Source organism: Rhizobium redzepovicii, from assembly GCF_019793435.1.
Lineage (GTDB): Bacteria > Pseudomonadota > Alphaproteobacteria > Rhizobiales > Rhizobiaceae > Rhizobium > Rhizobium redzepovicii.
The window spans coordinates 16,248-30,777 of record NZ_JAILYH010000012.1; the positions used below are offsets into that span (position 1 = coordinate 16,248).

Here is a 14,530-nt window from a genome sequence, read left to right on the forward strand (position 1 = left end):
CTGTCTCGTTTCTTCTCACTTCGCCACGATAGTCGGCATCTGGGTGACCTTGCGCAGGCGCACGGCCAGTTCATTGAAGACGTAATCGCGTGGACCGAAGAGGTCCTGCTGGCCGCGGTTGAGAACCAATATCTTGTCCACCGTTTCCATGATGTTCGGCCGGTGCGCGATCAGGATGACGGTCGTGCCCGTCGCCTTGATCGTGCCGAGGGCCGCGATTAAGGCCTCCTCACCTTCGCGGTCGAGATTGGAATTGGGCTCATCCAAGATGACGAGGGCCGGGTCGCCGTAGAGCGCCCGCGCCAGGCCAATGCGCTGGCGCTGTCCGCCGGACAGGACCGCGCCGGATTCGCCAATCTCCGTCAAGTAACCCTTCGGCAGCCCTTTGATCAGGTCGTGGACGCCCGCCAACTGCGCTGCCTTGACCGCCTTGTCGAACACCACCGGACTGACCGTGGCGAAGCGGCAGATATTTTCGCAGACGTTCCCGGCGAAAAGCTCGATGTCCTGCGGCAGGTAGCCGACATGATGACCGCGGTCCTCCGCCGCCCATTGGGCGACATCCATGCCATCAAGCAAAGCCCGCCCGCCAGAAGGGCGCCAGGCCCCGGCCAGGATGCGTGCTAGGCTCGTCTTGCCGGCCCCGCTCTGGCCGATCAAAGCCAGGGATTCACCCGGCTCGAGACGGAAATTGATCCCTTTCAGAATATGTTCGCCGCCCTGTCGGGCAAGCACGATATTGTCGGCCTCGAACCGGCCTGTCGGCCGCGGCATCGCTGGAACCGGTGCGGCCTCGGGGTGCTCGCCGGCGACGGCGGTGAGACGCCGGTAGGCGGCGCGCGCGCCGACCGTCGCCTTCCACGTGCCGATCGCCTGCTCGACCGGCGATAGCGCGCGGCCCATCAGTATGGAGGCGGAGACCATGATCCCCGGGGAGGCCTCATTGCGCAGGACGAGATAGGCCCCGAGGCCCAATATCCCCATTTGCAGAGCCAGCCGGTGGCAACGCGCGATGGCCGAGATGATGCCACCGCGGTTGGCGGCAACAACCTGGCCCCTGTTTGCCTCGTCTTGCTGCACCTTCCAGCCCTCGAGCAGTGGCTTCAGCATGCCCATCGCCTGGACGACCTCGGCGTTGCGGATCGCAGCCTCGGCTTGGGTGTAGGCCCGCGACTGTGCGCTCGTCGCCTCGGTCAACGGCTTGCGTGTCAGCCATTCATTGAGCAGGGCCAGCGTAAACAGCACCCCGCCACCCGACAGCGCCAGCCAGCCCAGCCACGGATGCATGAAGAAGATGGCGGCGAAAAACAGCGGCGCCCAAGGTGCATCGAGAATCGGGAAGATGCTCGGGCTGGTGAAGAAATTCCGGACCTGGTCGAGGTCGCGCAGCGGGCGGGCATTGGCCTGGCCGGGCTTTGAGGCCGCATATTCCACCGATGCCGTCAGCAGAACGGGCGCCAGCCGCGCGTTCATCCACGATCCAAGGGTTGCCAGAAGGCGCCCGCGCACCACCTCCAGCCCCGCCATTGCCGCAAGTGCGCCTGCCGCCATCAGCGATAACATCAGCAGCGTCTCGAGACTGTGGCTGGACAGCACGCGGTGATAGACCTGCAGCATGTAAAGCGCCCCGGTCAGCATCAGGACGTTGATGGCGCCGCTGAACCAGATAAGCGGCCGGATAGCCCGTCTGGCTTCTTTCATCACAACCTGAAGCGCCGGGGGCGGCTGTTTGGTTTTCATCTTTTATGGCTCTGTACTCGAGATGACACTTTGCGCAATGGATGACGGGGGCAGCGAATGCTGCCCCCGTTGGTTACATGTCAGGCGACGTCGACAAGTATGTGCTGCATCACCGTCTGGTCTCCGTCCGCATCGACCACCTGGAAGGCGAAGTCGAGGTTGGCATCCGGTGTCTGGCTGACGGTTGAGGTGAAGCCGATGTCGGTGATCTTCAGCACGTCGTTGTCGGCGCCGTCGAAATTTACCAGGCCGGCGGTCGCATTGCTGCCGCCGTTGGCGCCGGTCGTCCGCACCAGGTCGATCGCTGTGTTGTTGCCGGTGATGCCGTTGCCCGACTGCATGATCTGCACGCCCTGGAGCACGTAGTCTTCGCCGGTCGCGTTGTAGTCGTTCTGCTCGACGATCACGAGGCCGTCATTGTTGTCGAGCGTGAACTCGCTGCTGTAGGGGGCCGGCACTTGCCCCGTCTTGTAGATGTCGGCGTTCGACACATACATGGCCCGCGTGATCGTCGTATTATCGTCTCCGTTGCCGGCGATGTTGTCGGCGCCGTTCTTGTCGATCAGGTTGAGGATCAGCATCAGGTCTTCGCTGTTGCCGATGCCGTCGAATTTGATCGCCATCGTGCCGGCGGTCGCTGTCGGGGTGGTGGCCTCATTGGAGATACCGACATCGCTGTTGAAGAACCGCAAGGTGAGCAGTTCGTCTTTTTGGATCGTGTCGCCGGCGACGCCGTTGGTGCTCTGTGTTGCAGACACCCACGTCTCATTCCCGTTGCTCACCATCTCGTGACCGCCGATGGTGAAGGTGGTGTCAGTGGACGAGCCTTGGCCATTGCTCGTCAAGCCGAACGGGTTGGCCTTGTTGACCAGGTTGCCGGTGAACTGCACATAGAAGTCTTCATCGGCAGGTGTATTCGAGTCATCTGCCTGCAGCTTTTCCAGCACGATCGGCGGGTGGCCGACATTGCTCGTCGGCTGCTTGGACAGCAGCTCGCTCGTATGGAGCACGTCGAAACTGAAGCCTTCGAGCGGGTCGGTCAGGTTGATGGTATAGGTGTCGGCGACCTTATCGAAGACGAGGGTGCCGCCTCCCGTGCCTGTCTGGGTGCCGGCAGCCGGATCTCTGTCGTAGGTGAAGGTGAAGTTGAACGTCGCTGAGGTGAGGCTCTCCGACGCCAGCGTCACATTCGAGGTGAGGAGATTGCCTCCGCCGCCGCCGGTGATCGTGCCGGTCAGTCCGATCTGGACGCCGGCCGTTACGCCATTCTGGTCGACAAAGTCGGAGCCGCCGCCGGTGTAGAAAGCGGCTGGGTGAATATCAGCGCCGATATCGTAGCCGAAGGCTCCGCTCGCCGAGGCGTTGAGCACGTTGGCGAGGGTTTCGTGCTGGGTGCCTGCGAGAGCGGGGTTGCCGTCAAACGGCACGGTGATCGTCGGCCCGTCGTCCTCGAAATTGAGGTTCTGGCCGATATTGTGGGTGGCGGTTGCCTGATCGCCGTCCTTGTCGGTGATGGTCGCGGTCAGGGTGATGAGGTCGTCGGCCGCCAGGGTCCGGCTGTCATCTGGGTTGGCGGCATCGGCGTGGATGATCGCCCGTTGCTGGTCGAGGGTGACGACGCCGGCAGCACTGACGCTGACGGTGAAGACGATGGCGCCGGCGGCCGATCCAGCGCGACCAACGACGTTGCCACCTTCGAGGAAGAGCAGCACGGACTGACCGGTTGCCGTGTCGGTGAGGCCGCTGACATTGGTGACCTGGCTGATGCCGAGCGCATAGGTGATGCCGTCGCCGTCGGCCCCGGCATTTGAGGTGAAGAAGGTCGAGAAGTCGCCCGGCGCGTTGGTCGCAAGGATAGTCTCGTCGACCGTCAGGTTCGGCGGGCTGCCGGTTGCCGTGATCGCCGGCCCGTCATCCTTGAAGATGAGGTTCTGGCCGATATTGTGGGTGGCCGGGGCGTGATCGCCGTCCTTGTCGGTGATGGTCGCCGTCAGGGTGATGAGGTCGTCGGCTGCCAGGGTTCGGCTGTCATCCGGGTTGGTGGCGTCGGCATGGAAGATCGCCCGTTGCTGGTCGAGGGTGACGACGCCGGCAGCACTGACGCTGACGGTGAAGACAATTGCGCCGGCGGCGGATCCGGCGCGGCCGACGACACTGCCGCTTTCGAGGAACAGCAGCACGGACTGGTTGGTTGCCGTATCGGTGAGGCCGCTGACATTGGTGACCTGGCTGATGCCAAGCGAGTAGGTGATGGCGTCGCCATCGGCCCCGGCATTTGAGGTGAAGAAGGTCGAGAAGTCGTCGCTGGCATTGGTCGCAAGGATAGTCTCGTCGACCGTCAGGTTCGGCGGGCTGCCGGTTGCCGTGATCGTCGGTCCGTCATCGTCGAAATTGATGAAGGAGCCGACCTCTTCGTTGTGAGCATTGCTGACCTCGCCGCCGTAGTGCACCTCCTTGACGTCGAAGAAGTCTTTCTCCGTGTCGATGTTCTTGATGGTGAAGCGGTCGAAGGTTCCGCCGGCCCCGCCTGCAGTGGTGAAATCGATCGTCACGCCCTCGCCGACATTTTCGAGAATCAGTCCATTGCCGCTGAGATTGACCGTGATGCCGAGTGCGGCCGCCGTTGTTGCCACACCGTTCAGCTTGAACGTCACGCCGGTTATATTGATCTCGGTATCGTTATCGTCACCCGGGAATGCGGAGCCCTCGGCATTGTCGTCGTTATTGTAGGCGTGGATCTCGATGTCAGCGACGGTGCCGGTCGGAGTCGATTGCGAAACCGAGAAGCCGGCGCTCGAGACGTTTTCGATGTGAGCGGTGTAATCAGGCGCGGTTGGCGTATCGGTAAAGTCCTTGCCCGCGCTCTGGGTGCCGCCGCTGATCAAGTCGATTTGAAGCTCACGGCCGAAGCGCACATCTTGAGAGGCGACGCCCAGGCCCTGCGTGCTGACATTGACTTCCGCCTGCGCGCCTTCGTCGTGAGCCGTCACGAGAATCTTCTGTGTGCTGCCTGTGTCGGCGTCGAGGATGTACCAGTCGTTGTGTCCGGAGGGTGCGTCGTCAAGCTGGCTGAAATTGACCACCGTGGTCCCTGTGACCGAGGCAAATACCTTATTGGTCAGATCGATGCGGTCGTCGGGGTTGGTTGCGTCGGGATGGAGCAGCGGCACGTATTGGACCGTATAGAGGTCATGGGTGGCGCCGGTGCCGATCAGTCCGAGCGAGAAGGCAAGCGGTCCCGTCTCGGCGGGTTCGGCGAGCGGATCAGAGGTACCGATGACGCCGATCACGACGTTTGCATTCGTTGCGCTCTGGAACAGCCAGACATAATTGCCGTCGACCGTGCGGATGTTGCTGTTGACGCCGACGGTGGTGGAAAACGGGGTCCCGGAAGAATTCTGCGTGAGAACCACCGAGGTGATGGTTTCCCCTGCGCTCGCCGAGGCGACGACGAAGTTGGACTGGTAGGCGACTTCAGGTGAGGATAGCCCGCCCGAGCCATCGAGGCCCAACATGTATTGCAGCGTTGTGTTGGTGCTGTGCGGCGCAAGCAGCGGATCGATGTCGTCGTCCTGCAAATTGGCGCTTTCGTCGATGACGATGTCCTGGGTTGTGATGTCGAGTGCCATGGAGATGCTCCCTCGGTTAGAGTCGCAGGGGTCCAGGCCCCGGGCGCCGAATGCACCCGGCAGGTCTCCCCCCGCGCATCGAACTTGCTGCTTTCCATCGAGTCGCGATTGTCTCGCCGATGGAGGGCGCCAGTCAGTTGGAGGGCATTAAGACCAAAGTCCGTCGGTGGATTAAGACCAAAGTCCATGTACAGAGGTTGCCATAACGACAACTCCAAATATTACATCCTCTTAAAATGCAAGAAAGAGTTTGTAAAATCCGGAATAAAGACATTTATGACTATGAAACCCCCACCGAATACGCCATGCAATTCCCCTCCGCTTTCTTTTATACTATAAGTTGGGCGAATTTGCACTTAGCAAGTTTGAGCTAATGGGGGATCTGTACTGAGCCTTAGCAGAATTTTTTCCGTTTTTTGCGAATGAATACATTGCGTTGACATTTCGCCAGGTCAAACGCGGACCTGCGGCGCGGCGATATTCAAAGATCCGACGCGGCGTCCGGTTGCGACAAGAGCAAGGCAAGGGGTCGCGCCGAATGTTTCTCAGTCTTCGCCGTCGGACCGTGGCAGCGGCTCGATATTCTCCACCCAGGGCAAGGCCGAGCGGCACCATATCTGCTTCCTCGGGGTGAGTTCCCGCCGCTGGTCGATGCCGCCGAGGCGGATGCCGATCGCGCCGCCGTCGCCATCCGTGCGGTAGAGCGGCGATCCGCAGTTCGGGCAGAAGAATTGCCGGCTGAGGCCGCCGCTGTCGCCGTATTTTGCATAGCCGCGCGGCTCGCCTGAGGTGAGCTCGAAACTTCCCGGCCGCGCCGGCGCGGTGATGCGATAGGCAGAGCCGGTCAGCCGCTGGCAATCGGTGCAATGGCAGATCGACACCCGCTCCGGCTCGATCGCCGCCTGATAGCGGATGGCGCCGCAATGGCATCCTCCGGTGATATGCATCCGCATTTCCTCAATCCGCCGGCTGCGCGGCCGGGTGCGTGGCGTAGAAGGCCTTGGCATCCGCCGTGAAGGCGGCCCGTTGATCGGCCTTGGTATAGAACATATGGCCGCCGCGATAAAGTTTCAGCCCGACGCGGCCGCCGCTAAGCGATGGCGGCAAGTGGTCGACCACGTAGCGGCTGACGCCGTAGGGCGTCACCAGATCGCTGTAGCCATGCGCGATCAAAAGATGGAAGGCCGTGTTCGAGGCAAGCAGCTGCCTGATGTCATCGGTCGCACTTGCCTGGAAGCGCGATCCGCCGCCGCGTCCGCTGCCCCATTCCCAGCGCCGGCTGATATCGCTGTCGAGCAGCGAATAGGTCATCTCGGTTTTGAAGCCAAGTTGGTTGCGGGCATAGTCGGCAAAGGCGCCGCCATAGGCGCGGGCGAAGCCATCGAGAATGGCGTCGTCGCCGCGGTCGTAATCCGATTCAGGATAGGCGTCGGGGGCCGCAAAAGAGGCGTCGTAAGGGCTCATCACTTCGCCGTTGCCCCCGTCGGAATGTTTGACGAAGGAGTTGCCGAGGAAGCCGCGGTTGCGCGTGACGATATCCTCAGGGATGCCCGTCAGCCCGGCAATCCTGCCATAGAAGGCGGCGGCATTGGCGCCCGTCGGCGGCGGCCCGGCGAGCGTCGTCAGATAATCCCCAAGCGCGAAGGTTTCCGCTTCGCGCAGCTTCCCTTCGTCAAAGGCGTTGTGCCGGTCGAGTTCGGCCGCCGCCAGCGACGGCAGCTCCAGTGCTGCGCCGAGCGGGAACTGATCGGCGTTGAACATCAACTGGCCCTCGAGCAGGGGCGACAGCATCACCGCGCCGGCGACGATAATGCCCTGGCTTTCCTGCAGCGCCGAGGCGACCTTGGCGGCGCGGAAGCCGCCATAGCTCTCGCCGAGAAGATATTTCGGCGCGTTGGAGCGGTTGTTGTGCGCGACATAAAGCGCGATCGCCTTGGCGATGCTCTGAGCGTCCGCGTTGACGTTGTAATAATTGGAGGCGTCGTCGGCCTTCACCGTCCGGCTCCAGCCGGTGCCGATCGGATCGATCAGCACGAGATCGGTGAACTCAAGCCAGCTCTGTGGGTTGTCGACGAGCTGCGCATGCGCGCCGTCGCGCGCCTGAGGCCCGAAATCGAGCACCTTGGGCCCGACCAGCCCGAGATGCAGGAAGGCGGAAGCCGCACCCGGGCCGCCGTTGAAGGCGAAGGTCAGGGGCCGGCCCGGGCCGCCGCCTTTCGCGACATAGGCGGTGTAGAAGATGGCGCCGGTCGGCGCGCCGTCCTGGCCGAAGAGATCGAGTGTGCCGGCGGTTGCGGTATAGGCAAACTTCCGGCCGCCGATCGTCATTTCGTGCTCGGTGACGGAATCGGCCGGCAGCAGCTTCAGCACGCCGTCGCGCGCGCTGCGCTCGACATTTGCCCCGGGTTGGGTGCTTTCCTCAGCCGAGGAAAGGGCAGGGGCCAGCGACACCGCCAGCGCTGCAAACAGAAACAGAGGTCGTAAACGCAAGATGTCTCCTCCGGCGGTACGGGCTGCAGGTAAAGCATGTCGCGCAAAAGCGTGCAGCGGTTTTACGGCAACGGCATGCGTAAGAACAAAGAGCTAAAGCGCGTCGCATGAATCAAGTTTGATGCGACGCGCTCTAGAGATAGCGTAACATCCGCGGCCGGGCGACCGACATCAAGAGATGGTGATGGGCCGGTGAGGGCTCAGATCACCTTCTCCACGGCATGAACATCGATCTCGATCGACCGGCCGGCCTTCCAGCCGTTGATCGCGGCTCCGAGCCCAAGCGCGACGAAGAGGGCGGCGCACCAGGAAAAGCTGCCGGTCCAGCCGCGGATGAGGCCGACGATGAGCGGGCCGATTGATGCAAGCAGGTAACCGACGCATTGCGCCATGCCGGACAGATGGGCGGCGACATCGGGATCGCGCGACCGCAGCACGATCGTCGTCATCGCCGCCGCGATCAGCCCGCCCTGGCCGATGCCCTGCAGCACAGCCCAGAGCCAGACGGTCGACAGCGGCGCAAAGAGCAGGCCGAGCAGGGCCGTGACGGCGACGCCGCAAAGGCTCGCATTGATCAGCCGCTGGTCTTTCCCGCGCACGGCGATATGCGGCACGATCAGGCAGGATGCGGCCTGCACCATCACCGAGAGCGATACGATCGCCCCGGCGGTGACGCCGTCGAGGCCGCGCTCGCGCAGGATCGGAACCAGCCAGCCGAAGACGCAATAGGCAAGTGCGGATTGCAGACCCATGAACAGCGTCACCTGCCAGGCGAGCCGATCCCGCCAGAGGCCTTTGACATGAAATCCGTTTCGCCTTGCCTTGCCTCCGCTGCGCAGAACCTGCGGCAGCCAGATCAGCCCGACGACGAGCGCCGGCAGTGCCCAGATAGCGAGCGCGCCTTGGAGAGAGCCGCCGAGCGCGTGTTCGATCGGCAGTGTCAGCCCCGCCGCACTGGCCGCACCCGCGCAGAGCGCCATGGTGTAGAAGCCGGTCATCAGCGCGGCGCGCCCGGCAAAATCCCGCTTCACCAGCCCCGGCAGCAGCACGTTGCCGACGGCGATGCAGGCGCCTGCCAGCGCCGTGCCGATAAAAAGCAGCGGTACGGAGGAGAGCCCGCGCAAAGCGGTGCCAAGGGTCAGAAGCAGGATGACGCCGAGTAGCGTCCGTTCGGAACCGAGGCGTTGGGCAAGACGCGGTGCAAGCGGCGAGAATGCGCCGAGGCAGACGACCGGCAGCGTCGTCAGCAGGCTGGCGCCGAGCGCGGTGAGACCAAGTTCCGAGCGGATCTCCGGCAGCAGCGCCGAAGCGCTCGAAAAGACCGGGCGCAGGTTGAAGGCGATCAGCACAAGGCTGGCGCCAAGCAGGAAACGATCCGCGGCTCCGCGGACCGGTGTTGCCTGCGGCGGCGGCAGGCTGCCGGCCTCGGCATCGATCAGCAGTTCGTCGGATGGGTCGAGCGTGGCGGCGAGATCGCGGGAAGGCGTGTTCATGACAGGATCATCCGGTCGAGGGCGGCAAGAACCGGCGCCATGAAGCGGCGCACAGCCAAATCCGCCCTGTCCGGATCGCCGGTTTCGATGGCGTCGACGATATCGGCATGCGCCTGCATATCCGGTTCAGGAATATCCTTCCCGAGCGTCGCCGCGATGGTATCGGCGATCGAGGCCGAGAAGAAATCGTAGATCTCGATCATCGCCCGGTTGCCCGAAGCGGCGATGACGGCCTTGTGGAAGGCGAGGTCGCGTTCGATGAAGGCGGCCTGATCGCCGCCGTCGTAACTGCCGCGTTCGGCAAGCAGCCGGCGAAGCCCGGCAACCGTCTCCGGCGTCTTGCGAAGCGCGGTCAGCCGCGCGGCCTCGACGTCGAGCGCCAGGCGAGCCTCGAACTGGTCGCGCAGGCTGGCGCGCCGGGCCATGGTCAGCGGCCGGCCGGCATCGCTGGTCGCCCGCACATAGGTTCCCGAACCCTGCCTTGTTTCGAGATAACCCTGCGACACGAGAACCCGCACCGCCTCGCGCACCGTGCCGCGGCTTACCGAGAGCATGGCAGACAGCGAGGCTTCATTCGGCAATTTCTCGCCGACCGCCCAGCGTTTGCCGAGAATATCGCTGCGGATCGCCTCGACGGCATCATCCGCGAGATTGGTCCTGCTGATTGCACGCATCCCACTACTCATAAAGTCATCTGATGACTTTATGAGTAGTGGGATTTCGATGGTCCGTCAACGATCTTATATCAGGGCAATAAAAAGGGTCGCCTCGGCGACCCTTTCCATGAGTTTGGCCTCAAACTGGCCCGGGCTGTCTACGCAGCCCCAGGAAGGCGGGATTACAGCGAGGGCTGCCTCGCTTTCATCACCTCTCCCATGCCCGTTACGAGGTCCGAAATCTCATTAGACATTGGATCACCTTCCTTTCTTTCTGTTGCTGATCGGTCAAAGGTAGGCTGATTCTTTTCAGATGCAAGAACAAATCCGTGCAACGCGCTGCCGCAAGGCAATCCGTATGTTCACAAAAGGACACAGACTTTCGCCGAATTTGAAGATGCCAGAGTCATGAATCCGTCATCTTGCGCTTGCAAATCGGCGGCGCGTTAAGCTGTTATTAGCCGCGACGACAGACAATTTCAGCATGCCCGCCGGTGCGGCGGCGGGGTCCGGAGCAAGAAAGCCATGTGTCGCTGGGCAGCCTATCGCGGAGACCCTCTCTATCTCGAGGAGCTGGTATCCTCGCCCGCCCATTCGCTGATCGAGCAGTCGCATTGCGCTACCCGCGCCAAGACGGCGACCAATGGCGACGGTTTCGGCATCGCCTGGTATGGCGACAGGCCCGAGCCCGGCCGCTACCGCGATATCCTGCCGGCTTGGTCGGATTGCAATCTGAAGAGCCTGGCGCGGCAGATCCGCTCGCCACTCTTTCTCGCCCATGTCCGCGCCGCCACCGGCGGCGGCACGCGCCGCGACAATTGCCACCCCTTCACGCATGACACCTGGTCCTTCATGCACAACGGCCAGATTTCAGGATTCGAGCGCCTGCGCCGGCCGATGGAAGCGATGCTCGACGACGAGTTGTTCAACGCCCGCGGCGGCACGACCGATTCCGAGCTGATGTTTCTGCTGGCGCTGCAATTCGGCCTGCGCGAGGCGCCGATCGCTGCGATGGCCCAGATGGTCGGTTTTGTCGAGGATCTGGCCGAAAGCATCCTCGGCTCGATTGTGCTGCGCTTTACTGCCGCCTTCTCCGACGGCAAGACGCTCTATGCGATCCGCTATGCCACCGATCGCAAGGCGCCGACGCTTTATGCCTCACCTGCAAGCGCCGGCTATTGCCTCGTCTCCGAGCCGTTGAACGACGATGTCGATGCCTGGGCGGAAATTCCCGATGGCAGCGCCGTCACCGTCGGTAAAGATGGCATCAATGTCGCCGACTTCCGGCCGGAGAAGCGGAGTGCCGCAAAGCCCCAGCGCGTGGCCATTCCTGCCTAAACGCCTGGCAGCAGCGGAGCCGCAGGCGATTAGCTCAGTTGCTTGGCGATCAGCGCCGCGAGCCTTTCGGCAACCTCTTCCTTCGCCAGATCAGGCCATTGCTCGACGCCGTCGCGGCGAATGAGTTTGACGCTGTTGCGGCTGCCGCCCATGATGCCGGTGGCGGGCGAGACGTCATTGGCGACGATCATGTCGGCGCCCTTCCGCTCGAGTTTCGTCTTTGCATTGCTTTCGACGTCCTGCGTCTCGGCGGCAAAGCCGATCACCAGCTTCGGCCGCATCGTATGATGGCCGACGGTTTTGAGGATATCGGGGTTCTCGGTCAGCGCCAGCGTCGGTATGGATTCGCCCGGATGTTTCTTCAGCTTCTGGTCGGCGGCCGAGGCCACCCGCCAATCGGCCACAGCCGCGACCATGACGGCGATGTCGGCCGGCAGCGCCGCCAGCACGGCGTCGCGCATTTCCTCCGCCCGTTCGACATGCACGGTGTTGACGCCGACAGGGTCGGCAATCGTCACGGGCCCCGAGACCAGCGTCACCTCGGCTCCCAGTTTGGCAAGGGCGGCGGCGATCGCATGCCCCTGCCGACCGGAGGAGCGGTTGGCGATATAACGCACCGGGTCGATCGGCTCATGCGTCGGGCCTGAGGTGACGATCGCCTTGCGTCCCTTCAGCGGTTTCTCCCCGTCGTCGAGCATGGTTTCGGCGGCCGCGACGATCTCCAGCGGCTCCGCCATCCGGCCGAGCCCGGCCTCGCGGCTTTCGGCCATCTCGCCGGCCATCGGCCCGACGAAGCGGATGCCGTCTGCCCGGAGCAGCGCCGCATTGCGCCGCGTCGCCGGATGCGCCCACATTCTGGGGTTCATCGCCGGTGCCGCGAGCACCGGCCTCTCCGTCGCCAAAAGCACGGTCGAGGCGAGATCGTCGGCCAGCCCGTTTGCCATCTTCGCCATCAGGTCGGCGGTGGCCGGGGCAATCAGCACGAGGTCGCAGTCGCGCGCCAGCCTGATGTGGCCAACATCCTGCTCGTCTTCACGCGAAAACAGATCGAGGAAAACATGGTCAGCCGCCAGCGCGCCGACGGCCAGCGGCGTGACGAATTCCTGGGCCCCCTTGGTCATCACCGGGCGCACGCTGGCGCCGCGCTCGCGCAGCCGGCGGATCAGATCCAGGCTCTTATAGGCGGCGATGCCGCCGGAGATGATGAGGAGGATGCGTTTGCCGCTGAGAGCCATGGCTTTCTTCCCGTCGCCTTATTGACCGGTCCCGACCCTAAGCCTTTGGCGGAGAACATGCAATCGCGAGGGCGACAGGCATCGGAGCTACTCCGGAAGCCGCCGCATGACGATCGCGATCGCCATGCCGAGGCGGGCAAGCTGCGGCGGCAGCCAGTCTCCGCCGCACTCGTGGGTCAGAGGTTGCTCATCCCGCCGTCGATGATGAGTTCGCTGCCGACGATATAGGCCGCCTCATCGGAGGCGAGGAAAACGATCGTCTTGGCGACTTCGCCGGGGGTTCCGAAACGGCCGACGGGAATCTGGGCCTGGATCTGCGCAGTCATCGACTCCGATTGGGCTTGCGAAGCGCCGAGCTTGCTGTAGAGCGGCGTGGCGATCGGACCGGGGCTGACGGCGTTGACGCGGATGCCGCGGCCGATGAGTTCGCCCGACAATGTCTTGGCAAGCGTCAGCAGCGCACCCTTCGTCAGCGAATAGACGCTGGAATTCGGCATGCCAATATGGGCGTTGATCGAAGTGTTGAGCACGATCGCAGCCTGCTTCGAAAAAATCGGCAGCAACGCCTGAATCAGGAAGAATGGGCCCTTAACGTTGATATCAACCGACTTGTCGAAGGCGGCTTCGCTCCACTGTTCCAGCGGCCCGAATTCGGCGACCCCGGCGTTGACGAAGAGGATGTCGAGCGTGCCGAAAGTCTCTCTCACGCTATCGGCGACGGCCTTCTGGCCGACCGCATTGCCGGCATCGGCCTGGATGACGGTGGCTTTGCTGCCGAATTCGGCGCGGGCCGCCTCGACGCTTGCCGCGCTGCTGCCGGTAACGACGACGCGGGCACCTTCAGCGATGAACTGGCGGGTGGTCTCGAGGCCGATGCCACTGGTGCCGCCGGTGATGAGGGCTGTCTTGTTCTGCAGGCGTGACATGATGAAGTTCCTTTGACCGAATGTTGGGGCGTGGCCCGTTCTTGTTCAATGCGAGAATGCTCTGAAAAAGGCGGCGCGATAAGCCGGCGCGTTGAAGGATCATCAACCCGCAGCGGATAACCGCGCCGCGCCGCCTCAGGTGCGGGTGATCGAAGCGCCGCCGTCGACCAGCGACGCCGTACCGGTGACGAAGCTTGCATCGTCGGAGGCGAGGTAGAGGACCGAGCGGGCAAGTTCTTCGGGTGTTGCGACACGCTTCAGCGCATGCAGATTGGTGACGAAGGCCTGCTTCTCAGGCGTATCGTTCATGTCCCGATACATGTCGGTATCGACCGCACCCGGCAGGATGGCATTGACGCGCACGCCCTGCTGTCCGAATTCGGCGGCAAGCGCCTGTGTCAGGCCGATCAGGCCGGATTTGCTGGCGGCATAGGCGGCAACCCCCGGGAAGGCGAAGCTGTAGCCGACGAAGGTCGAGGTGAAGATCACCGAGCCGCCGCCATTTTCCACCATCGCCCCGATCTGGTGCTTGGCGGCGAGGAAGGAGGCCGTCAGATTGATCGCCAGCGCCTCGCTGAAGCCCGCTTCGGAAACGGCGGTGCTCGCACCGGCTTCGCCGAGCGTGCCGGCATTGTTGAAGGCGATATCGAGCTTGCCGTAATTTCTCACGGCGGCGGCGACCAGCGCCTTGTGATAATCTTCCGAGCGCACGTCGCCGGCAATGGCGACGGCATCGCCGCCCTCCGCCTTGATCTCCGCAACGAGGCTGTCAAGTTCGCCTTGACGGCGGGCGCCGACGACGACCTTGGCGCCTTCGGCGGCGAAGAGTTTTGCCGTGGCCCGGCCAATGCCGGAGCTTGCGCCGGTGACGATCGCGACCTTGTTGTTCAAGCGGTTCATGGTTCCATCTCCTGTGTTGAGGTGAGGCGGCCCTTGCCGTCCCTTCCGTTGAATGGAAGATGGCATTTTCCTTTCGTTCGGATTAGTCTCCAGATCGGGGAATTCGAATTCGGAAAGACCGAA

The 14,530-nt window shown here is 63.2% G+C and carries 10 protein-coding genes; 1 reads left to right on the plus strand and 9 read right to left on the minus strand.

The features are described from left to right. Positions 1–15: 15 nt before the first annotated feature. The 6 genes from K6N12_RS19600 to K6N12_RS19625 form a co-directional block, all read right to left on the minus strand. On the minus strand, positions 16–1,740 hold the full coding sequence (locus K6N12_RS19600; protein ID WP_097624616.1) for a type I secretion system permease/ATPase: 1,725 nt from the start codon (positions 1,738–1,740) through the stop codon (positions 16–18). A gap of 80 nt (positions 1,741–1,820) precedes the next feature. Then, positions 1,821–5,369, minus strand: coding sequence for a DUF5801 repeats-in-toxin domain-containing protein (locus K6N12_RS19605; protein WP_097624617.1), 3,549 nt, complete (start codon positions 5,367–5,369; stop codon positions 1,821–1,823). Positions 5,370–5,914: 545 nt separating this feature from the next. Beyond that, complete coding sequence (locus K6N12_RS19610) at positions 5,915–6,316, minus strand: GFA family protein (RefSeq protein ID WP_097624618.1); 402 nt, start codon at positions 6,314–6,316, stop codon at positions 5,915–5,917. A 10-nt stretch (positions 6,317–6,326) separates the two neighbouring features. Then, the gene (locus K6N12_RS19615; RefSeq protein ID WP_131710686.1) at positions 6,327–7,859 is read right to left on the minus strand and encodes a S10 family peptidase; all 1,533 of its coding nucleotides are present in this window, start codon (positions 7,857–7,859) and stop codon (positions 6,327–6,329) included. Positions 7,860–8,059: 200 nt separating this feature from the next. Further along, positions 8,060–9,352: a CynX/NimT family MFS transporter gene (locus K6N12_RS19620; RefSeq protein WP_097624620.1), complete on the minus strand. Its 1,293-nt coding sequence runs from the start codon at positions 9,350–9,352 to the stop codon at positions 8,060–8,062. After that, the gene (locus K6N12_RS19625) at positions 9,349–10,026 is read right to left on the minus strand and encodes a FadR/GntR family transcriptional regulator (protein WP_097624621.1); all 678 of its coding nucleotides are present in this window, start codon (positions 10,024–10,026) and stop codon (positions 9,349–9,351) included. Before K6N12_RS19625 ends, K6N12_RS19620 begins: the two co-directional genes overlap by 4 nt. 507 nt (positions 10,027–10,533) lie before the next feature. Here K6N12_RS19625 and K6N12_RS19630 point away from each other — a divergent pair. Continuing rightward, positions 10,534–11,346, plus strand: coding sequence for a class II glutamine amidotransferase (locus tag K6N12_RS19630; RefSeq protein ID WP_097624622.1), 813 nt, complete (start codon positions 10,534–10,536; stop codon positions 11,344–11,346). A gap of 29 nt (positions 11,347–11,375) precedes the next feature. Here the strand turns inward: K6N12_RS19630 and coaBC are convergent, their stop codons facing one another. The 3 genes from coaBC to K6N12_RS19645 form a co-directional block, all read right to left on the minus strand. Next, positions 11,376–12,581, minus strand: coding sequence for a bifunctional phosphopantothenoylcysteine decarboxylase/phosphopantothenate--cysteine ligase CoaBC (gene coaBC, locus K6N12_RS19635; protein WP_097624623.1), 1,206 nt, complete (start codon positions 12,579–12,581; stop codon positions 11,376–11,378). Between the two features lie 176 nt (positions 12,582–12,757). Continuing rightward, complete coding sequence (locus K6N12_RS19640; RefSeq protein WP_097624624.1) at positions 12,758–13,507, minus strand: SDR family oxidoreductase; 750 nt, start codon at positions 13,505–13,507, stop codon at positions 12,758–12,760. Between the two features lie 135 nt (positions 13,508–13,642). After that, positions 13,643–14,407 carry an SDR family oxidoreductase gene (locus K6N12_RS19645; RefSeq protein ID WP_097624625.1) on the minus strand — a complete coding sequence of 255 codons (765 nt, stop codon included), beginning with the start codon at positions 14,405–14,407 and terminating at the stop codon, positions 13,643–13,645. Positions 14,408–14,530 lie beyond the last annotated feature (123 nt).